Here is a 21,039-nt window from a genome sequence, read left to right as displayed (position 1 = left end):
AGGTCGTTATGGTTGTGCTGGTTTACGGCGGCCGTAGACCAGCCAGGTCACCAGCACGCAAACCACATAGAAGACAAAAAAGACTTTCATCGCGCCTACCGGCGAGCCGGTCATGGCCAGAGAGGTACCGAAGGCTTTTGGAATAAAGAAGCCGCCGATGGCGCCAATTGCAGCGATGAAACCGAGCGCGGCGGCGGTATCGGTCACCGCTTCATGCTGGGCCTGTTCGTCGCTGCCGCCGCGCTTTTTCACGCTATCAATGGTGAGCTGGCGGAAGATCACGGCGATCATCTGGAAGGTGGAACCGCTGCCAAGCCCGGCGGTTAAGAACAGGCCCATAAACACCACGTAGAAGGCGAAGAAGCTGCCGGAACCGGAGCCCGGCAGGGTGAGGAAAAGCAGCCCGGTAAACACCGCCATCAGAATGAAGTTGACCAGCGTCACCCGTACGCCGCCCAGACGGTCGGAAATGATACCGCCGAAGGAGCGCGCCAGCGCGCCGATAAACGGGCCGAAGAAGGCCAGTTTCAGGATATCGACATCCGGAAACTGGGTTTTCGCCAGCATCGCGAAGCCGGCGGAGAAGCCAATAAACGAGCCGAAGGTGGCCAGATACAACAGACTTAGCAGCCACATATGCGGGCGTTTCAACACCGGTAGCTGATCGCGAATCGAAGCTTTGGAACTGGCAATATCGTTCATGCCGAACCACGCGAAAACGGTGGCGATAACCAGTAACGGCACCCACAGCAGCGGTGAGTTGCCAAGCCACAGCATGGCGCCGCCAGGTTGCTCTACGCCGCGAACGCCCAGAAAGGTAAAAATCGGCAGGAAGACAAAAATGGGAGAGACCAGTTGCATCACGCTGACCCCGAGATTGCCGAGCCCGCCGTTAATCCCTAATGCGCTGCCTTGTTTGGCCTTGGGGAAGAAGAAGCTGATGTTGCCCATACTGGAGGCGAAGTTGGCGCCGGCAAAACCGCAGAGTAACGAAATTGCGATAAATACCCAGTACGGGGTAGTTGGATTTTGTACTGCCAAACCCAGCCATAAACAGGGAATCACCAGAATAACCGTGCTAATAACCGTCCAGTAGCGCCCACCCATTATAGGTACCATAAAGGAGTAGGGTACGCGTAATATTGCGCCGGAAAGTGAAGGTAGCGCCGTTAATAAAAAAAGTTGGTCGGTAGTGAAATTAAAACCCACTTTATTGAGATTGACCGCAACTGCGCTAAATAACATCCAGACGCAGAAGGCGAGTAACAGACAAAATACGGAAATCCATAAGTTCCTGCGCGCAATCGCTTTTCCTTTATTTTCCCAGAAGGCTTCATTTTCTGGTCGCCAATCTTTTAAAAGATAATGATTCTTTTTATCACCTTCTATCGACATAACACCCTCACTTAAGCGTACGAGATCAAAAGGATAAATAAAAAAACAGCTAAAACTATGCCGGCTGGAATTAAGCTTCAGCTGTTTTTAATAATTGTATTGTTTGAGGATAGATAAGAATCGAGGCGTGAAAGAATTCACGCCGACAATGAAGGGCGGTCAATTGTTACTAAATGTAACTTAAACCTGAGGGAGTTCCAGCGCGATATAATGTTTTAAGTAACGGATAAATGCCGCGTCGTCAATCGCTTGCATCCCCAGCGCGTAAATGCCATCCAGCCCGCAAACCAGAGCAATCAGACGCCAGGCGATATTATCAGCCGTATCCTGCGGCTGAAATTCACCGGCTTCGGCGCCGCGATTAATCGCCGTGACCGTTTCATCATGCCACATGCTCATGGTAAGCAGATATGCGGCCTTAATTTCCTCATCGCTACCGGACAAAATCTGCGCTTCCCGCCACAGGCGGATATAGGGTTCGAGACGGCCATCTTCGCTGCCAAGTAATGAAAACAGGCGTTCGCTCCAGGAGGCGTCATCGGTCAGCAGCTGAATATCGAGCATTTCGCGGATCAAGCGGATAAAGGCCTGCGCTTTTAGCTCGCCGGTCGAGGCAAAATGATGATGTAACTGACCTGCTGCGACGCCGGCGTCGCTGGCTATCTGGCGCACGGTCATGGTGCTGAAGCCGCCATTTAGCGCCACTCGCATGGCGGCCTGCATGATAACTTCCCGACGCGCTTCCCGATTTAAATAGTGCATAGCGACCTGTAACCAAGAGGTGATGGGATGATGGTAACAAAAAGTTGGACAGGCGTTCAACAATCCGGCAGGATCGCAATCCTGGACGCGTGTCCAATTTGATAAATTGAGGAAAAGAAGTATGTCTCGGCAATGGTTAACGCTGATGGCGATTTTGCTGGTTTATATCCCGGTGGCGATTGACGCAACGGTGCTGCATGTGGCCGCCCCGACGCTCAGCGTCGCGCTTGGCACCAGCGGCAATGAGCTACTGTGGATCATTGATATCTATTCGTTGGTGATGGCCGGTATGGTGCTGCCGATGGGCGCATTAGGCGATAAAATCGGCTTTAAGCGCCTGTTGCTGCTCGGTAGCGCCATTTTTGGCATCGCTTCGTTGTGCGCCGCGCTGTCGCCGTCGGCGATAACGCTGATTATCTCCCGGGCGCTGCTGGCGGTTGGCGCGGCGATGATCGTGCCGGCGACGCTTGCCGGGATCCGCGGCACTTTCGCCGAAGCCAGCCAACGTAACATGGCGCTGGGATTATGGGCCGCCGTGGGCTCCGGCGGTGCGGCATTTGGCCCGCTGGTGGGCGGCATGCTGCTGGAACACTTCTATTGGGGATCGGTGTTCCTGATCAACGTGCCAATCGTGCTGCTGGTCATCGCCATCAACGCTAAGGTCGTGCCCCGTCAGCCCGCACGCCGCGAGCAGCCGCTGAATCTGCCGCAGGCGCTGATCCTGATTGCGGCCATTCTGATGCTGGTATTTAGCGCTAAGTCAGCGTTAAAGGGGCAGTTGGCGCTGTGGCTGATTGTGCTGGTGGCTATCGGCGGCGCGGCCATGTTGACCTGGTTTGTCCGCAAGCAGCTGTCGATGCCGACGCCGATGGTGGATATGCGTCTCTTCACCCACCGCATTATTTTGAGCGGGGTGATGATGGCGATGACCGCGCTCATTACGCTGGTCGGTTTTGAATTGCTGATGGCGCAGGAGCTGCAGTTTGTGCATCAGAAAACACCGTTCGAGGCCGGGCTGTTTATGCTACCGGTGATGGTCGCCAGCGGCTTTAGCGGGCCGATTGCCGGAATGCTGGTATCTAAACTGGGGCTGCGGCAGGTGGCGACCGGCGGTATGTTGCTGAGCGCGTTGAGTTTCCTGGGGCTGTCGATGACCGACTTCAGCACCCAACAGTGGCAGGCGTGGGGGTTAATGACGCTGCTGGGCTTTAGCGCCGCCAGCGCGCTGCTGGCGTCAACGTCGGCGATCATGGCGGCAGCGCCGAAAGAGAAGGCGTCGGCGGCAGGAGCGATTGAAACCATGGCCTATGAACTGGGCGCGGGGCTTGGTATTGCGCTGTTCGGCCTGATCCTTACCCGTAGCTACAGTTCGGCGATTGAGCTGCCTGCCGGGATTGGCGGTGAAGCAGCGGTACAGGCCTCATCGTCCATCGGCGAGGCGATGAAGGTGGTGCAATCGCTACCCGCGATACCTGCAGATTCACTGATTGCGGCGGCGAAAACCGCATTCATCAGCGCTCACAGCATTTCGCTGGCGACGGCTGGCGTTCTGCTGTTGTTGCTGGCGCTGGGGATCTGGCGCGGGCTGGCCAATACGCCGGCGCCACGGTAATGTCATAGCTGAAGAGACAGCTCCATCGCCGCGCGACGCAGCGGCGCGAGGGCTTTCTCCTTCAGCGCCGCGGCGCTCATCGAAGAGGCGGGGACGCCAACGTTGAGGGCCGCCACCACCTGGCCGCTGCGCGACAGCAGCGGTACCGCAAGCGAGCATAATCCAACTTCAATTTGCCTGTCCGCCAGCGCATAGCCCTGCATGCGAACTTTAGCTATTTCCGCGCGTAATGCCGTGGGGTCGCACAGGGTATGCGGGGTGTAGCGCATAAGATGTGCGCGTGACAGTGTCACTTCAAGTTGTTCTTCTGGCAGCGCGCTCAGCAATACCCGTCCCATTGAAGTCGTCCATGCCGGGAGGCGACTGCCGCGTCCCAGATCGACGCTCAGTAAGTTATTGACCGCCGCGCGGGCAATGTACAGCACGTTGTCGCCATCAAGCGTGGCGGCGGAGCAGCTTTCTCCTAACGTCTTACCAAGATTATCCAGCGCCGTTTGCGCCACTTTCGCCAGCGGGGTTCCCGCCAGATAGGCGTGGCCCACGGCCAGTACGCGCGGTAGTAGTTCATAGCTGCGGCCGTCCGGGCTGTGCACCATCCCCAGCGCCGCCAGGGTATACAGGCAGCGGCGCACCGCCGCGCGGGAAATTTGCGTTTTTTGACTTAACTGCGAAATGGTCAGCCGCTGGCGCTGCGGAGTAAAAGCATTGAGCACTTCCAGCCCGCGGGCGAGAGACAGCATAAAATTGGGGTCGTGCTCGGCCTGCCTGGCGCTCAGCGTAGTGTGGGTATTGTCGCTCATTGCATCTTTCTCCGTTGCAACGTAAAGCTCACGGGGAATCACTATACCGCGCGCAAACCAGGGCGCGCCGAATTGTGCCTGTTTTACCACTTCGATCACATTATTAACTGCAATTTAACAAGCGTGCCGATAATCGCACAACATTTCGATTATCGCCGTTGACCATCCGCCAGGCTGGACCCTATTGTCAAAGCACAGACATCCCCGTTATGGATGTGGGTACAAAAAGTTATGCATCTTTCAGGAACAAAAAATGACTGCGACCGTAGAACGCATTGAGAGCTGGTTAGTGGATGTACCGACTATCCGGCCACATAAATTATCGATGACCACCATGGGCTGCCAGACGCTGGTCATCGTGCGCATTACCCGTTCCGATGGCGTATGCGGTATCGGTGAAGCGACGACCATCGGCGGGCTGAGCTACGGCGTCGAGAGCCCGGAGGCTATCGCATCGGCCTTGACCCACTATTTGACGCCGCTGCTGAAAGGGCAGCCGGCCGATAATCTGAATGCGCTGACGGCGCGTATGAACAGCGCCATTAAAGGCAATACTCTCGCAAAGTCTGCCATTGAAACCGCGCTGCTGGACGCCCAGGGGAAAGCCTTAGGCTTACCGGTATCGGCGCTACTCGGCGGCGCGCTGCAAACGTCGTTGCCGGTGCTGTGGACGTTAGCCAGCGGCGACACCGCAAAAGATATTGCCGAAGGGGAAAAGCTGTTAGCCGAGCGCCGCCATCAGGCATTCAAGTTGAAAATTGGCGCGCGGGAATTAGCCACCGATCTCCGCCATACTCGCGCCATTGTCGAAGCTTTAGGCGATCGCGCCAGCATTCGCGTTGACGTTAACCAGGCCTGGGATGCCGCCACCGGCGCGAAAGGCTGCCGAGAGCTAGCGGCGATGGGTGTCGATCTCATCGAACAGCCGGTGAGCGCGCAGGACAATGCAGCGCTGGTGCGCCTGAGCCAGCAAATCGAGACCGCGATTCTGGCGGATGAAGCGGTCGCGACCGCATACGATGGTTATCAACTGGCGCAGCAGGGCTTTACCGGCGCTTACGCGCTGAAGATCGCCAAAGCGGGCGGGCCGAATAGCGTGCTGGCGCTGGCCCGCGTCGCGCAGGCGGCGGGGGTTGGCCTGTATGGCGGCACGATGCTGGAAGGGACCGTGGGTACCGTTGCTTCTCTGCATGCCTGGTCGACATTGCCGCTGCAGTGGGGAACCGAGATGTTCGGCCCGCTGCTACTCAAAGACGATATTGTCAGCGTTCCGCTGACCTTTGCCGACGGTCAGGTGGTGTTGCCGCAAACGCCAGGGCTCGGGGTGGAGCTGGATGAAGACAAGCTGCGCTTCTATTCCCGTAAAGCATAACAGGAGAAAATAATGCTATTTAAAGTTGATATGACCGTTAATATTCCGATCGGTTTTCCTGCCGCCGAAGCGGATGAAATTAAACAACGCGAAAAAGCTTATTCGCAACAATTACAACGTGAAGGCAAATGGCGACATATCTGGCGCGTCGCCGGTCTTTACGCCAATGTCAGCATTTTCGATGTAAAAGATGCCGAAGAGCTGCATCAAATTTTAATGGGATTGCCGCTGTATCCATTTATGGATATTCGCGTAGAGGCGCTGTGCCGTCATCCCTCGTCGATTCGTGAAGACGATAGCTAATAATAATAACGTCGACCTCATGCCGGGGGCACCCGGCAAATATCCTACAATGATAAGAGAGAATAATTATGAGTAATGCTTTCGTACAACAAGAAGCCGTGCAGAAATTATTACGTGAAGGCGCGGGTTTAAATGTCCCTGGCGGTAATGAACGCTTTAAAGCCATTGTCCACCGTTTACTGGAAAATATCTGCACGCTGATCGATGACTATAACGTCACAGAAGAAGAGTTCTGGCACGCGGTAAACTATTTGCATGAGCTGGGTGGGTGCCAGGAAGCGGCGCTGCTGGCGGCGGGTCTTGGTCTTGAGCACTTCCTCGACCTGCGTCAGGACGCTATCGACGCGGCGGCGCATCGTGAAACCGGTACCCCGCGCACCATCGAAGGGCCGCTGTATGTAGCCAATGCCCCGCTGGCCGACAGCCATGCCCGCATGGATGATGGCACCGATGCCGGCGAAGTGATGTGGCTACACGGTCAGGTTAAAGATAATCAGGGCCAGCCGATTGCTAATGCCATCGTTGATATCTGGCACGCCAATACCCTGGGTAACTACTCGTTCTTCGATAAAAGCCAGAGCGACTACAACCTGCGTCGCCGTATTCGCACCGGCGCCGATGGCCGCTATAGCGTGCGCAGCATCATGCCATCCGGCTACGGCTGCCCGCCGGATGGTCCAACTCAGAAGTTGCTGGACCAGTTAGGCCGCCACGGTAACCGTCCGGCGCACATTCACTTCTTCGTCTCCGCGCCGGGCCATAAACATCTGACCAGCCAGATCAACCTCAGCGGCGACAAATACCTGTGGGATGATTTTGCCTTTGCCACCCGCGATGGTCTGATCGCCGACCCGGTGAAAGTGTGCGACCGCGAGACGATTGCACAGCGTGAACTGGACGGCGAGCATACCGAAGTGCGCTTTGATTTCACCCTCTGTAAAGCGCTGAGCCCCGACGAAGAGCATCGAGGCGCCCGTCTGCGCGCCAAAGAGTAATCTGCTTTAGCGGCCCCGGTCACGCTGCTGGCCCGGGCCGCGCTCTACACCCGATAGTCACCACATTCGCCAAATATCTTTAATCCTGAATCCTGCAGGAGGAGTTAACTCATGCAAAAAACGCTATCAGCGCTTAAAGACAAAATTAACAACGCGTTAATTGTCGACCGTGAAAATCATATTTACCGTTGCCACCGCTCTATATTTACCGACCAGCAGTTGTTTGATTTTGAAATGAAACATATCTTCGAAGGAAATTGGGTTTTTCTTGCCCATGAAAGCCAGATTGCCGAGCCGGGAGATTATTATACCCTGACGCTGGGACGGCAGCCGGTTATTATTACCCGTGATAAAAAGAATGAATTGCATGCATTAATTAATAGCTGCGCCCACCGCGGCGCCATGTTATGCCGACGCAAAACCGGGAATAAAAATTCGTTTACCTGTCCGTTCCACGGCTGGACCTTCAACAATAACGGCAAATTATTAAAAGCCAAAGATGAGAGCACCGGCGCCTATCCTGACACCTTCAAACATGAAGGGTCTCACGATCTGCAAAAACTGCCGCGTTTTCAGTCTTACCGCGGTTTCTTATTCGGTAGCCTCAATGGCGACGTGCAGCCGCTGGAGGCGTATCTCGGCGAAACCAGTAAAATCATCGATCTGATCGTCGATCAGGCGCCGGAAGGGCTGGAAGTGCTGAAGGGCTCGTCGAGCTACGTTTACGAAGGCAACTGGAAGCTGGGCGCAGAGAACGGCGCCGATGGTTATCACGTCAGCGTGGTGCACTGGAACTATGCCTCAACCATGTCACGCCGCAACTATGAAGCGGAAGGGACGCATGCGGTTGACGCCAACGGTTGGTCAAAGAGCGTCGGCGGCGGCTACGGCTTTGACAATGGCCACATGTTGCTGTGGACCCGGGCGCTGAACCCGGAAGTGCGCCCGGTCTATGCCCACCGCGAGCGTCTGCAGGCGGAATTCGGCGAACTGCGCGCCGACCAGATGGTCAATGAAACCCGCAACCTGTGCCTGTACCCCAACGTCTATCTGATGGATCAGTTTTCTACCCAGATCCGCGTGATCCGCCCGATTGCGGTCGATAAAACCGAAGTCACCATCTGGTGCTTTGCGCCAAAAGGCGAATCCGACCAGGCGCGGGCGCTACGCATCCGCCAGTACGAGGATTTCTTTAACGTCAGCGGAATGGGGACGCCGGACGATCTGGAAGAGTTCAGCGCCTGTCAGCGCGGCTATCTTGGCGAAAATCTGGCATGGAGCGACCTCAGCCGCGGCGCGCTACGTTGGGTCGACGGCCCGGATGAACACGCCAGGCATGCGGGCTTTACGCCGCGGCTAAGCGGGGTGAAATCGGAAGATGAAGCGCTGTATATCGCCCATCATCACCATTGGCAAACGGTCATGCTGGCGGCGCTGGAACAGGAACAACAGCGTTACGACCAGTCCATTACCCAGCGCGTGGAGGTGGCCTGATGTTGAATCTCGAACAAGTTCGCCAGTTTCTCTATTACGAAGCCCGTCTGTTAGATGACCGTCAGTGGGATGAGTGGCTGAGCTGTTACAGCCCGCAGGTGGTCTACTGGATGCCGGCATGGGGCGACGATGATCAGCTGACGCGCGACCCGCAAAAAGAGATTTCCCTTATCTACTACCCCAACCGGGAAGGACTGGAGGATCGTGTTTATCGCATTAAAACCGAGCGTTCCGGCGCCAGCACGCCGGAACCGCGCACCACGCACATTATCAGCAATGTCGAGCTGATGGGCGAAAGCGAGGAGGGGCTTGCGGTGCGCTACAACTGGGTTACGTGGAGCCATCGCTATCAACACACGGATGCCTATTTTGGCTCTACCTGCTGCACGCTAATTGAGCAGGACGGCAGGCCGCAGATCGTTCGTAAAACGGTACGCCTGAATAACGACTATATCCGTCAGGTTATCGACGTTTACCACATTTAAGAGGCGCTTATGACTTTTAATATTGCTCTTAATTTTGAGGACGGCATTACCCGCTTTATTCAATGCCATGCCGGGGAGAAGGTGCTGGATGCGGCCTATCGTCAGAAGGTTAACCTGCCGATGGACTGTTCGGACGGCGTTTGCGGCACCTGCAAATGCCATTGCGCCAGCGGTGAATACGACCTGGGTGAAGATTATCTCGACGAGGCGTTAAGCGACGACGAGGCGCAGGCTCGCCAGGTGCTGACCTGCCAGATGGTCCCGACTAGCGATTGTGTGATCGATGTGCCGGTGGCCGCCGCGCAGTGTAAAACCGCGCTGACCAACACCGGGGCGCAGGTGCGACAGGTGAATTTACTGTCCGATACCGCCATCGAACTGGTGATCGCGCTGGATGAGCCGCTGGCTTTTCTGCCGGGGCAATATATCAATATTCAGGTGCCGGGCACGACTCATGTGCGCGCCTACTCATTCAGCTCGCTGCCGGGTTCTCTCGAAGGGCGTTTTCTGATTCGTAACGTGCCTGGCGGCATGATGAGCCAGTGGTTAACCCAGCAGGCGCGGCCCGGCGACCGCCTGACCCTCAGCGGCCCCATGGGCAGCTTCTATTTGCGCAGCGGCGAACGCCCGCTGCTCATGCTGGCGGGCGGTACCGGGCTGGCGCCGCTGCTGTCTATGTTACACACCCTGCAGACACAGGGTAGTCAGCGTCCGGTAACGCTACTGTACGGGGTGACCCGTGACGGCGATCTGGTGAAAACCGACGCGCTGGACACCTTTGCTCAACAGCTTACGGGGTATCGCTGGCTGCCGGTGGTGGCGGATGAAAGCAGTTCCTGCCCACAGCGCGGCTTTGTCACCGAACATCTGGATGACGCGATGCTGAATAACGGCGACGTTGACATCTATCTTTGCGGACCGCCGCCGATGGTAAATGCGGTCGCCACGGCGCTGCGCGAAAGGGGAATTTCCCCGGCAGGGTTCTGGTATGAGAAATTTATCGCCAGCCAGAGCGCGGCGGCATAAGGAGGCATGATGCGTTTTACCGATAAAGTCGTCGCTATCACCGGCGCGGCGCAGGGGATTGGCAGGCAGACCGCGGAGCAGGCGGCAACTGAAGGCGCCGCCCTGTTGCTGATTGACCGCTCGCCTTACGTGCACGAACTGGCTGCCGTTTTAGCCCAGGCCGGAAGTCAGGTACTGGCGCTGGAGGCTGACCTTGAGCAATGGCAGAGTACTGAACAGGCGTTTGCCGCCGGGGTCGCTCATTTTGGCCGCCTCGACGTGCTAATCAACAATGTCGGCGGTACCATCTGGGCGCGACCTTTCGCTGAGTATCAGCCAGAACAAATTGAGAAAGAGATCCGCCGCTCGCTGTTCCCCACCTTGTGGGGCTGCCGCGCGGCGCTCCCCTGGATGCTGAAGCAGGGAAAAGGCAGCATCGTCAATATCTCGTCGGTGGCGACGGCAGGGGTGAACCGGGTGCCTTACTCGGCGGCGAAAGGCGGCGTTAACGCGCTGACCCGGTCTATCGCTATGGAGTACAGTGGCAGCGGCATTCGGATTAACGCCGTCGCGCCGGGCGGTACGGAGGCGCCGCCGCGCCTGACGCCGCGCAACGAAGAGCTGCCGAGCGAGCAGGAAAAGGCGTGGTATCAGCAGGTTGTCGATCAGACGGTGGCGAGCAGCCTGATGCGCCGTTACGGCACGCTGGCGGAACAGGCGAATGCGATCCTGTTTCTCGCCAGCGATGAGGCCAGCTATATCACCGGCGTAATGATACCGGTGGCTGGCGGCGATCTCGGCTAGCGGCGAGTGGCATACCAGCAGAGCAGGGAGCCGAGACACACCATCCCGGCCCCCTGCCAGAATGACCATGAGAGCGCGGCGCTGAGCAGCACCGCCGCCAGCGCGGAAGAGAGTACAGGCGTGAAGTACGACGCCGCCGCCAGCAGGCTGACGTTGCCGTGCAGGATGCCAACGTTCCATGCCGCGTAGGCTAGCCCCAGCGCCACGGAGACCGTAATCAGCTTAATGACTACCGGCCAGCTGAACAGCATCGGCGGCTGCGCGCTAGCAAAAAATTTCAGCCACAGGGTGAGCGCCGTTAATAAGACGAAGAGGGTAATGCCATTTTTGCCTTTGGCATATTTCGCGGTCACCGTGCAGTAGGCCGCCCAGATAAACGCGCCGATAAATGCCAGAAAGTAGCTCAGCGGACTGGAGATGACGTTATTGATAATTTCATCAAGGTTGAGTCCATGCTCGCCGCCGAGCACCCAGCTCACGCCGAACAGCGCCAGCAATAAGCCGGGGATCACCAGCCAGCTACTTTTCTGACCGTTAAAAAGAATGGCGAACAAAATGGTCAGGCTGGGCCACAGATAATTGACCATCCCCACTTCGATAGCCTGCTGGCGGGTGGCGGCGAAACCCAGCGACAGGGCGAGGCAGATCTCGTAGCTGACAAACAGCACGCTGCCGGCCAACAGATAGCGGCGCGGGATCTGGCGCAGGTTGGGAAAGCCGACGGTGAAAATGAGCAGCAAGCCGCTGAGGCTATAAATCATCGCCGCGCCGCCGACAGGGCCAAGCCCTTCGCTGACGCCGCGGATCAAACCGACCATCGTGCTCCATAAGATAATGGCGGCGAAGCCGATTGACGTCGCTCTCTTTTTTTCCATGTTTAACCCGAAAATGACTCAAACGCAGCCGGAATTTATAACATCTTTTGCCTCCCGGCGGTCGATCTTTTCCGCTTCGCATAACTCTTTGGGGTTAGTCAAACTCGTCGCCGCTGACTCTTAAGGGGGCGAGCGTTGGCGACCTTGATTTGACGCAATAAAAAAAGGGATATTGCTGTTAGTTTCCTCCGCGCGATGAACAAACATCCTGCATGGAGGAATCAATGGACGTCAGCCGCAGAAAGTTTTTTAAAATCTGCGCAGGCGGTATGGCCGGAACAACAGCTGCTGCACTGGGCTTTGCCCCGAAAATGGCGCTGGCTCAGGCACGCAATTTCAAATTGCTGCGCGCAAAAGAGATCCGCAACACCTGCACTTACTGCTCCGTGGGCTGCGGGCTATTAATGTATAGCCTGGGCGACGGCGCGAAAAACGCCAAAGAAGCGATTTATCATATCGAAGGGGATCCGGATCATCCGGTAAGCCGCGGCGCCCTGTGCCCGAAAGGCGCCGGTCTGCTGGACTACGTCCACAGCGAAAACCGCCTGCGGTATCCGCAATACCGTGCTCCGGGCTCGGATAAATGGCAGCGCATCTCCTGGGATGAAGCTTTTAACCGCATCGCCAAATTGATGAAAGCCGACCGCGACGCCAACTTTATTGAAAAGAACGAGCAGGGCGTGACGGTTAACCGCTGGCTTTCCACCGGGATGCTGTGCGCCTCGGCGGCGAGTAATGAGACCGGCATGCTGACGCAAAAATTTGTGCGCTCGCTCGGCATGCTGGCGGTAGACAACCAGGCGCGCGTCTGACACGGACCAACGGTAGCAAGTCTTGCTCCAACATTTGGTCGCGGTGCGATGACCAACCACTGGGTTGATATCAAAAACGCAAACGTCGTAATGGTGATGGGCGGCAACGCCGCGGAAGCGCATCCGGTGGGATTCCGCTGGGCGATGGAAGCGAAGAACAATAACGATGCTACGCTTATCGTCGTCGACCCACGCTTTACGCGTACAGCGTCAGTGGCCGATATCTATGCGCCGATTCGTTCCGGTACCGACATTACGTTCCTGTCGGGCGTGCTGTTGTACCTTATCGAAAATAATAAGATCAATGCCGAGTACGTTAAGCATTACACCAACGCCAGCCTGCTGGTGCGGGATGATTTTACCTTCGAAGATGGCCTGTTCAGCGGCTACGATGCGGAAAAGCGCCAGTATGATAAATCGTCCTGGAACTACCAGTTCGATGAAAATGGCTACGCGAAACGCGATGAAACGCTCAGCCATCCGCGCTGCGTGTGGAATCTGCTCAAGCAGCACGTTTCCCGCTACACGCCGGAAGTGGTCGAAAACATCTGCGGTACGCCGAAAGAAGACTTCCTCAAAGTGTGCGAGGTGCTGGCTTCAACCAGCGTCGCTGATCGCACCACCACCTTCCTGTATGCGCTGGGCTGGACGCAGCACACCGTCGGCGCGCAGAACATCCGCACCATGGCGATGATCCAGCTGCTGCTCGGCAACATGGGCATGGCAGGCGGCGGCGTCAACGCTTTGCGCGGACACTCCAATATTCAGGGTCTGACCGATTTGGGCCTGTTGTCGACCAGTCTGCCGGGTTATTTGACGCTGCCGTCAGATAAACAGAGCGATCTGCAAAGTTATCTTAGCGCCAACACGCCAAAAGCGACGCTGGCCGACCAGGTGAACTACTGGAGCAACTACCCGAAATTCTTCGTCAGCCTGATGAAATCGTTCTACGGCGATGCGGCGCAGAAAGAGAATGACTGGGGCTTCAACTGGTTGCCGAAATGGGATCAGGCCTACGACGTTATCAAGTACTTCAATATGATGGATAACGGCAACGTCACCGGCTATATCTGCCAGGGTTTCAATCCGGTAGCGTCCTTCCCGGACAAAAACAAAGTGGTGCGTAGCCTCAGTAAGCTGAAATATATGGTGGTTATCGACCCTCTGGTGACCGAAACCTCCACCTTCTGGCAGAACCACGGCGAGTCTAATGATGTCGACCCGTCGGCGATTCAGACCGAAGTCTTCCGTCTGCCGTCGACCTGCTTTGCCGAAGAGGATGGCTCGATCGCCAACTCCGGGCGCTGGCTGCAGTGGCACTGGAAAGGCCAGGACGCGCCGGGCGAAGCGCGCAACGATGGCGAAATTCTTGCCGGGATCTATCACCGTCTACGTGAGCTGTACCGTCGCGAAGGCGGTAAGGGCGCGGAACCGCTGCTGAAAATGAGCTGGAGCTATAAGCAGCCAGATCATCCGGAATCGGAAGAAGTAGCAAAAGAGAACAACGGCTATGCGCTGGCGGATCTCTACGATGGTAATGGGGTGCTGCTGGCGAAAAAAGGAGAGTTGCTGAATAGCTTCGCGCTGCTGCGCGATGACGGCAGCACCGCATCGTCCTGCTGGATCTACACCGGCTGCTGGACCGAGCAGGGTAACCAGATGGCGAATCGCGATAACGCCGATCCTTCGGGACTTGGCAATACGCTGGGATGGGCCTGGGCCTGGCCGCTCAACCGCCGCGTGCTGTATAACCGCGCATCAGCCGACATTAATGGCAAGCCGTGGGATGCGAAGCGGATGCTGATCCAGTGGAACGGCAGTAAGTGGGTCGGTAATGATATTCCGGACTTCAATACCGCACCGCCGGGGAGCAGCACCGGGCCGTTTATCATGCAGCAAGAGGGGCTTGGGCGCCTGTTTGCGCTCGATAAACTGGCGGAAGGGCCGTTCCCGGAACACTACGAGCCGATGGAAACGCCGCTTGGCACCAACCCGCTGCACCCCAATGTGGTCTCCAGCCCGGTGGTGCGTTTATACGAAGATGACGCCATTCGCTTAGGTAAGAAGGATAAGTTCCCGTATGTCGGTACTACCTATCGTCTGACTGAACACTTCCATACCTGGACCAAGCACGCGCTGCTCAATGCGATTGCGCAGCCGGAACAGTTTGTCGAAATCAGCGAAGGGCTGGCGAAAAGCAAAGGTATCGCTAATGGTGACTGGGTGAAAGTCAGCAGCAAGCGCGGCTTTATTCGCGCGGTTGCCGTAGTGACCCGTCGACTGCGCACGCTGAACGTCAACGGCCAGCAGGTAGAAACCGTCGGTATCCCGCTGCACTGGGGCTTTGAAGGTGTGGCGCGTAAAGGCTATATCGCCAACACCCTGACGCCTAACGTCGGCGATTCCAACTCGCAAACGCCGGAGTATAAGGCGTTTCTGGTCAACATCGAGAAAGCGTAAGGAGCGATTAAATGGCGATGGAAACACAAGACATTATTAAACGCTCCGCGACCAACCCGATAACTCCCGCGCCACGCGCGCGGGACTATAAGGCCGAAGTCGCCAAGCTTATCGATGTCTCCTCCTGTGTGGGTTGTAAAGCCTGCCAGGTGGCCTGTTCCGAGTGGAATGACATTCGCGATGAAGTGGGGCACTGCGTCGGCGTGTATGACAACCCGGCGAATCTTAGCGCTAAATCCTGGACGGTAATGCGCTTTAGCGAGACCGAACAGAACGGCAAGCTGGAGTGGCTTATCCGCAAGGATGGCTGTATGCACTGCGAGGAGCCGGGTTGCCTGAAAGCCTGCCCGTCCGCCGGGGCGATTATTCAGTACGCCAACGGCATCGTCGATTTCCAGCAGGAAAACTGCATTGGTTGCGGCTACTGCATTGCCGGGTGTCCGTTTAATATTCCGCGCCTCAATAAAGAGGATAACCGGGTTTATAAATGCACGCTGTGTGTGGATAGGGTCAGCGTCGGTCAGGAACCGGCCTGCGTGAAAACCTGTCCTACCGGCGCAATCCACTTCGGCACGAAAAAAGAGATGCTGGAAGTGGCGCAGGAGCGGGTGGATAAGCTTAAAAAACGCGGTTATACCAACGCCGGGATCTACAACCCGCAGGGCGTAGGCGGCACCCACGTGATGTACGTACTGCATCATGCCGACCAGCCGGAGCTGTATCACAAGCTGCCGAAAGCGCCGCAGATCGATACCAGTATCAATCTGTGGAAGGGGGCGCTGAAACCGCTGTCGGCGGCGGGCTTTATTGCCACCTTTGCCGGGCTGATTTACCACTACATCGGTATCGGGCCGAACAAGGAAGTTGATGACGATGAGGAGGAGCATGATGAATAAATCGAAAATGATAGTGCGCACCAAATTTATCGACCGCGCCTGTCACTGGACGGTGGTTATCTGTTTCTTCCTGGTGGCGCTGTCGGGGATTTCGTTTTTCTTCCCGACCCTGCAGTGGTTGACGGAAACCTTCGGCACACCGCAGATGGGGCGTATCCTGCACCCGTTTTTCGGGGTGCTGATTTTTGTCGCGCTGATGTTTATGTTTGTGCGTTTTGTCCACCACAATATCCCTGATAAACAGGATATTCCCTGGCTGAAAGGCATCGTGGAGGTTCTGAAAGGCAACGAACATAAGGTCGCGCGCGTCGGTAAATATAATGCCGGGCAGAAGATGATGTTCTGGACCATTATGAGCATGATTTTTGTGCTGCTGGTGACCGGGGTGATTATCTGGCGCCCATATTTTGCGGGATATTTCCCGATACCGGTTATTCGTTACAGCCTGCTGATACACGCCACTTCGGCGATTATCCTGATCCACGCGATCCTCATCCATATGTATATGGCATTCTGGGTCAAAGGGTCGATTAAGGGCATGATCGAAGGCAAGGTGAGCCGCCGTTGGGCGAAGAAACATCACCCGCGTTGGTATCGCGATGTCGAACGCCTGGAAGCGCAAAAAGAGAGCCGTGAGGGAATGAAGTAAGCCTTTACGGGGGAAACCCGCTCCGAAGATATTGGGGCGGGCTCCCGGCATTCAGCAGTTAGTGATAAGTGTATCGATTGAATCAATGACCCCCTGACGCGCACAACTCAGATTACAGACGAAATCCTGGGGCTGGATTCGTTTATTATTTAAATTACTGATCATCGGCGTACAAAGTAAAAAGCTGTCAAACTCTATATTTATCCTTGGGGCGACATGCTGATGCCAACGAGGTAACTGTCGCGCCCGTATTAAAGGAATAATGACTCTAGTGGCCAGGTCAGCATAGTAATCATTCTACACTATCATATAATACGGCAGGGTGTTATTTGTTTGCGCAGAACAATTTCGATAGACATTGAATTGTTCAAGCATCATAGTACCCTGAAAAATTCATCATCTGTGAGAGTACCTTTTTTTGCAATAAATTCATTCATTGCGGCAATGAATTCCTTATGCTGTCGCTGCTTATCGGCTTCTCGTAAATCCTTTCCTGCCTGCGCTGACTCCTTCCGGGTTGGCACGTCAGTACATCTTTTACGTAGCGTATTACTTTTCATCGTAGGCTCCTTGCTGGTGGTTCAGTGATTATTCTCTTTACTCACTTAAAAATAAACCTCAGCAGTAATTTTAATATTTATTTTGCGAGGCGGATTCCAGCGCAATGCAACAGATGAAATATTAACGTTAGTTGTAATAATCCTTTGCGCAGGGGTAATACTGCGCAAAGGTGATAAAGCTATTCATTCAAAATTTCTCAGGAATAAACCGGAAAGGAAAATGGGGCGGTTTCACTTTGCCAATTTTACGTTTCGGTAAGGTAATGTGTTCCGTTGGCAGAGACTCGTAGGGGATCTGCGAAAGCAAATGGGTAATAATATTCAGACGTACGCGTTTTTTATCTTCCGAACGGGCGACAAACCACGGTGCCCAGGCGGTATCGGTGGCGGCAAACATCGCATCGCGCGCTGTGGTGTAGTCATCCCAGCGGTTGAAGGATTTTATATCCATCGGCGATAGCTTCCAGATTTTGCGCCCATCATCGATACGGTCGCGCAGGCGCCGTTCTTGCTCCTGCGGCGTCACCTCCAGCCAGTATTTCAGTAAAATAATGCCGGAATCAACCATCCCTCTCTCCACCATTGGCGCGCCGTCGAGGAATTTTTGCACCTCCTCCTCGGTACAAAATCCCATCACCCGCTCAACGCCGGCCCGGTTGTACCAGCTGCGATCGAAAATCACTATTTCGCCGGCGGCGGGAAGATGCTTGATATAGCGCTGAAAATAGAGCTGGCTGCGTTCGCGCTCGGTTGGCGCGGGCAGGGCGACGACGCGGAAAACCCGCGGGCTGACGCGTTCGGTTATCGCTTTGATGGTGCCGCCTTTGCCGGCGCCATCGCGACCCTCGAAGACGATGCATATCTTAAGCCCTTTATGCACGACCCACCGCTGTAGCTTGACCAACTCGACGTGCAGTTTACGCAATGCCTGCTGATATTCCTTCTCGCTTAACGGCTCCGTTTTGGCGGGTATGATGGGCGCAACGGCTTTCTTCTTGTTTCCCATGACTGTCCTCATGCGTGGTGGCCTGAAAGGCAGGTCGCTGTTTAAAGTGTAATCAGAGCCAGGCAAAGCGGCGGAAAACTTCTCATCCAGTGGAGGGCGCAAGATAGCCATTAAGCGCATCAACTCACTGTTGATTAATGAGGAATCGGGTAGGATAGTCTCGTCAATTTACTAAAATCATTCAGGGAGAGAGTATGTCGAATAAACTTCTGCAAGTGCACTTTGCTTTTAGCGGACCGTTTGGCGATGAAATGTCGACGCAATTAGCCGAACTCGCGCAATCTATTAACCTGGAGCCCGGTTTTATCTGGAAGATCTGGACGGAGAATCGCGCCACGCAGGAAGCCGGCGGCATATATCTGTTCGAAGATGAACAGAGCGCGCAGGCTTATGCGAAAAAACACGCCGCACGCCTGCGGCAATTTGGCGTGCAGGAGATGTTCTACAAGATTTTCGACGTCAATTTACCACTCAGCCAGATTAACCACGGGCCGCTCAATTAATATGAGACCGTGGTTACATATAGCGCTCAAACTGCCATGCCGCCACGGCTTCGAGGATAAACAGCCCGGATACCACAACACCCGCCACGCGATGGCGGGAATAGAAAAGTATTCCCGCGACCACGGCTAACACCGGTAACGTAATGGGCCAGCAGGCGACAATAGTAATCCAGGCGATGATCAGATAATCCTTCATCATGGCGAATACTCCATGGTCAACGTTTATCGGCGCGAACAATGCGCCGGTATAAATCAGAATTCGACGACGCCGCCTTGTTCAATACGGTCAATATCATTGGTAACGGGGTTCACCTTTTCGTTGTAATAGGTGTAGGCGTTAACGTCGGGGGTCATCGTTAATTTTGGTTGTTCCGTTTTCGATTCAGGCGATTCTGTAGGTGGATTAGCGGCAAGGTCTGCCGGTTCCGGCGGCGTATAGTGTAACTGGTCGGCGAGACTCCCCGCCGCGAAGGCGCAGGCGTTAATAGAAAGCGCGCTGAAGGCAATAATAATTAATTTTTTTAAAGTCATGATTTTCATCCATGAGGCAAAACCCGCCACGGCGGCAGGTAAAAAGAGCAAGGCTTAAGATAATACGTAAAAGAAGTTAATGTTTCAAAGCGTAAACGCCGTCTGGTCGCATAAAATTGCTACTCCTCGATAATTCTTTATGGTAGCTGCCTGTAATACCGAGCATTCCCCATCACTTGTCATTGATTTCACATTAATGCAGCAAAATTTTCACTAGTTTTGATCATCTCCGCACTTTTGCACCAGCCCGGTGCGCAAGGTTGCTAAAGACGTTCTATGTTTAGCTCACTGTCGGTATGGACACCAGCGTTCCCGGCAGGCCACGTGACGGCAACAGACCTCCTGACCTGTAAAGACTGGCGCATCGCCGGGGTGGTACCGATTGCGGTCACGCTACGCGACTATTAGTAATCGATCTGGCGATACCTCTCTTCCTGGCGGGTTTTTTGCTTTATCTACCGAAGCCGCTACGGCTTATTCCAGCATTGGCACGTTACGCTGTAAGTGGTTTTTACTGCGCCAGTTTATGGCGTCTGTTCGATATCGCTGAGGATTATCCGAATGTCTTTAAAACTTAAAAAGTTGACTCTGCATTTTGCAATAGCAGGTTGTTTGAGCGCGGCATTTTATGCACAGGCGGATGTGAAGATTGGCGTGGCCGGCCCATTTACCGGGCCGAATGCGACCTATGGCGCCCAATACTGGAAAGGGGCATCGCAGGCGGCGGCGGATATTAATGCCGCCGGGGGAATTAAAGGCGAAAAAATTGTGCTGGTGCAGGGCGATGATGCCTGTGAACCCAAGCAGGCAGTGGCGGTGGCTAACCGCCTGGTTGATGATTCCGGCGTCTCGGCGGTGGTGGGCCATTTCTGCTCTTCCTCGACGATGCCCGCTTCCGAGGTCTATGACGAAGCCGGGATCCTGACCATCACGCCGGGCTCCACCAATCCGCAGATCACCGAACGCGGAATGAAAGATATGTTCCGCATGTGCGGGCGCGATGACCAGCAAGGGGTGATTGCTGCCAACTACATGCTGGATGTGCTGAAGGCGAAGAAGATCGCCGTCATTCACGATAAAGATACCTACGGTCAGGGCTTAGCCGATGCGACGCGCGCGGCGCTCGCGAAACGCGGGACGAAAGAGGTGTTGTATGAAGGCTTATCCCGCGGGGAAAAAGATTTTAATGCCCTGGTAACCAAAATCGGCGCCCTGAAACCGGATGTGGTTTATTTTGGCGGCTGCCATCCGGAAGCCGGCCCGCTGGTGCGCCAGATGCGCGAGCAGGGCGTCCAGGCTAAGTTCTTCTCCGGCGACTGCGTGGTGACCGAAGAGTTGGTTACCGCCGCGGGCGGGCCGCAGTTTACTAATGGTGTGTTAATGACCTTCGGTAAGGATCCGCGCACCATTCCTGAAGGTAAAGCGGTGATCGACAAATTCCGCGCCAGCGGTTTTGAACCGGAGGGCTATACCCTTTACGCCTATGCTTCCATTCAGGCTATCGCCGCCGCCTATAACGCCGCCGGTACCGATAATGCCAAAGCCAGCGAATGGCTGAAAAACCACAGCGTCGATACCGTGATGGGGAAAAAGGCCTGGGATGGCAAAGGCGACCTGAAAGTATCGGATTACGTGGTTTATCAATGGGATGATAAAGGCAAATATCATCAGCTGTAACCCGGGATTGTAGTGCGCATAACGCCCTCATCAGAGGGGCGTC

The 21,039-nt window shown here is 55.4% G+C and carries 21 protein-coding genes and 2 pseudogenes; 14 read left to right on the top strand and 9 right to left on the bottom strand.

Features of this window, described 5'->3' with window-relative positions; translation table 11 throughout:
• Positions 1-6: 6 nt before the first annotated feature.
• A complete protein-coding gene (locus AC2CGP_RS02485) occupies positions 7-1,395 on the bottom strand; it encodes a NarK family nitrate/nitrite MFS transporter (protein ID WP_015366449.1) in 1,389 nt (462 codons plus the stop codon).
• A 180-nt stretch (positions 1,396-1,575) separates the two neighbouring features.
• On the bottom strand, positions 1,576-2,157 hold the full coding sequence (locus AC2CGP_RS02480; RefSeq protein ID WP_213759309.1) for a TetR family transcriptional regulator: 582 nt from the start codon (positions 2,155-2,157) through the stop codon (positions 1,576-1,578).
• Positions 2,158-2,278: 121 nt separating this feature from the next.
• Between AC2CGP_RS02480 and AC2CGP_RS02475 the strand changes: the two genes are divergently transcribed.
• Positions 2,279-3,769 carry an MFS transporter gene (locus AC2CGP_RS02475; protein ID WP_213759308.1) on the top strand — a complete coding sequence of 497 codons (1,491 nt, stop codon included), beginning with the start codon at positions 2,279-2,281 and terminating at the stop codon, positions 3,767-3,769.
• A 2-nt stretch (positions 3,770-3,771) separates the two neighbouring features.
• Here the strand turns inward: AC2CGP_RS02475 and AC2CGP_RS02470 are convergent, their stop codons facing one another.
• On the bottom strand, positions 3,772-4,569 hold the full coding sequence (locus tag AC2CGP_RS02470) for an IclR family transcriptional regulator domain-containing protein (RefSeq protein ID WP_015705530.1): 798 nt from the start codon (positions 4,567-4,569) through the stop codon (positions 3,772-3,774).
• Positions 4,570-4,778: 209 nt separating this feature from the next.
• Between AC2CGP_RS02470 and AC2CGP_RS02465 the strand changes: the two are divergent.
• From AC2CGP_RS02465 to AC2CGP_RS02435, 7 genes and pseudogenes are all read left to right on the top strand, one after another.
• Positions 4,779-5,941: pseudogene (locus AC2CGP_RS02465) on the top strand (muconate cycloisomerase family protein).
• A gap of 12 nt (positions 5,942-5,953) precedes the next feature.
• A complete protein-coding gene (gene catC / locus AC2CGP_RS02460; RefSeq protein WP_015366454.1) occupies positions 5,954-6,244 on the top strand; it encodes a muconolactone Delta-isomerase in 291 nt (96 codons plus the stop codon).
• A gap of 68 nt (positions 6,245-6,312) precedes the next feature.
• A complete protein-coding gene (catA, locus tag AC2CGP_RS02455; RefSeq protein ID WP_213759306.1) occupies positions 6,313-7,239 on the top strand; it encodes a catechol 1,2-dioxygenase in 927 nt (308 codons plus the stop codon).
• 111 nt (positions 7,240-7,350) lie between these two features.
• Positions 7,351-8,733, top strand: a complete 1,383-nt coding sequence (locus tag AC2CGP_RS02450) for a Rieske 2Fe-2S domain-containing protein (protein ID WP_213759305.1) — start codon at positions 7,351-7,353, stop codon at positions 8,731-8,733.
• A complete protein-coding gene (benB, locus tag AC2CGP_RS02445) occupies positions 8,733-9,218 on the top strand; it encodes a benzoate 1,2-dioxygenase small subunit (RefSeq protein WP_020078694.1) in 486 nt (161 codons plus the stop codon). Before AC2CGP_RS02450 ends, benB begins: the two co-directional genes overlap by 1 nt.
• A 9-nt stretch (positions 9,219-9,227) precedes the next feature.
• Positions 9,228-10,244 (top strand): benzoate 1,2-dioxygenase electron transfer component BenC, encoded by a 1,017-nt coding sequence (gene benC, locus AC2CGP_RS02440; RefSeq protein WP_349158895.1) that lies wholly within the window; start codon positions 9,228-9,230, stop codon positions 10,242-10,244.
• A 9-nt stretch (positions 10,245-10,253) separates the two neighbouring features.
• Positions 10,254-11,027 carry a 1,6-dihydroxycyclohexa-2,4-diene-1-carboxylate dehydrogenase gene (locus AC2CGP_RS02435; RefSeq protein WP_047049186.1) on the top strand — a complete coding sequence of 258 codons (774 nt, stop codon included), beginning with the start codon at positions 10,254-10,256 and terminating at the stop codon, positions 11,025-11,027.
• Here AC2CGP_RS02435 and yddG read toward each other — a convergent pair.
• Positions 11,024-11,902, bottom strand: coding sequence for an aromatic amino acid DMT transporter YddG (gene yddG, locus AC2CGP_RS02430; protein ID WP_015705524.1), 879 nt, complete (start codon positions 11,900-11,902; stop codon positions 11,024-11,026). The two genes, AC2CGP_RS02435 and yddG, sit on opposite strands and share 4 nt — an antisense overlap.
• Before the next feature lie 224 nt (positions 11,903-12,126).
• On the opposite strand from yddG, the gene fdnG reads away from it, so the two are divergent.
• The 3 genes from fdnG to fdnI are packed head-to-tail and all read left to right on the top strand — an operon-like array spanning position 12,127 to position 16,719.
• Entirely contained in the window at positions 12,127-15,174 is a 3,048-nt protein-coding gene (fdnG, locus tag AC2CGP_RS02425; protein ID WP_125995154.1) for a formate dehydrogenase-N subunit alpha, read from the top strand.
• Positions 15,175-15,185: 11 nt separating this feature from the next.
• Positions 15,186-16,070, top strand: coding sequence for a formate dehydrogenase subunit beta (fdxH, locus tag AC2CGP_RS02420; RefSeq protein ID WP_063444924.1), 885 nt, complete (start codon positions 15,186-15,188; stop codon positions 16,068-16,070).
• Positions 16,063-16,719 (top strand): formate dehydrogenase-N subunit gamma, encoded by a 657-nt coding sequence (gene fdnI / locus AC2CGP_RS02415; protein WP_015366464.1) that lies wholly within the window; start codon positions 16,063-16,065, stop codon positions 16,717-16,719. The genes fdxH and fdnI overlap by 8 nt, the downstream gene beginning before the upstream one ends.
• Before the next feature lie 51 nt (positions 16,720-16,770).
• On the opposite strand, the pseudogene AC2CGP_RS02410 reads toward fdnI, so the two are convergent.
• The 3 genes and pseudogenes from AC2CGP_RS02410 to ppk2 form a co-directional block, all read right to left on the bottom strand.
• Positions 16,771-17,097 (bottom strand): annotated as a pseudogene (locus AC2CGP_RS02410) (CcdB family protein).
• Positions 17,094-17,279 (bottom strand): hypothetical protein, encoded by a 186-nt coding sequence (locus AC2CGP_RS02405; RefSeq protein ID WP_015705518.1) that lies wholly within the window; start codon positions 17,277-17,279, stop codon positions 17,094-17,096. Before AC2CGP_RS02405 ends, AC2CGP_RS02410 begins: the two are co-directional and overlap by 4 nt.
• 187 nt (positions 17,280-17,466) lie before the next feature.
• Positions 17,467-18,285 carry a polyphosphate kinase 2 gene (gene ppk2, locus AC2CGP_RS02400; RefSeq protein ID WP_032711710.1) on the bottom strand — a complete coding sequence of 273 codons (819 nt, stop codon included), beginning with the start codon at positions 18,283-18,285 and terminating at the stop codon, positions 17,467-17,469.
• Positions 18,286-18,479: 194 nt separating this feature from the next.
• Here ppk2 and AC2CGP_RS02395 point away from each other — a divergent pair, with 194 nt between their 5' ends.
• On the top strand, positions 18,480-18,788 hold the full coding sequence (locus tag AC2CGP_RS02395; RefSeq protein ID WP_032708139.1) for a monooxygenase: 309 nt from the start codon (positions 18,480-18,482) through the stop codon (positions 18,786-18,788).
• Positions 18,789-18,801: 13 nt separating this feature from the next.
• On the opposite strand, the gene AC2CGP_RS02390 is transcribed toward AC2CGP_RS02395, so the two are convergent.
• Together AC2CGP_RS02390 and AC2CGP_RS02385 are read right to left on the bottom strand one after the other, a co-directional pair.
• A complete protein-coding gene (locus AC2CGP_RS02390; RefSeq protein ID WP_015366470.1) occupies positions 18,802-18,987 on the bottom strand; it encodes a hypothetical protein in 186 nt (61 codons plus the stop codon).
• A 53-nt stretch (positions 18,988-19,040) separates the two neighbouring features.
• Positions 19,041-19,319: a hypothetical protein gene (locus tag AC2CGP_RS02385; RefSeq protein ID WP_015705515.1), complete on the bottom strand. Its 279-nt coding sequence runs from the start codon at positions 19,317-19,319 to the stop codon at positions 19,041-19,043.
• A gap of 276 nt (positions 19,320-19,595) precedes the next feature.
• Here AC2CGP_RS02385 and AC2CGP_RS02380 point away from each other — a divergent pair, with 276 nt between their 5' ends.
• Entirely contained in the window at positions 19,596-19,727 is a 132-nt protein-coding gene (locus tag AC2CGP_RS02380; RefSeq protein WP_015366472.1) for a hypothetical protein, read from the top strand.
• 153 nt (positions 19,728-19,880) lie between these two features.
• Complete coding sequence (locus tag AC2CGP_RS02375; RefSeq protein ID WP_015366474.1) at positions 19,881-20,996, top strand: branched-chain amino acid ABC transporter substrate-binding protein; 1,116 nt, start codon at positions 19,881-19,883, stop codon at positions 20,994-20,996.
• The last annotated feature ends 43 nt before the right edge of the window (positions 20,997-21,039 follow it).

It is taken from the genome of Klebsiella sp. SYXHC3 (assembly GCF_057196925.1).
Note: the sequence above shows the minus strand (reverse complement) of the source record. Positions and strands in the feature narration are given on the sequence as shown.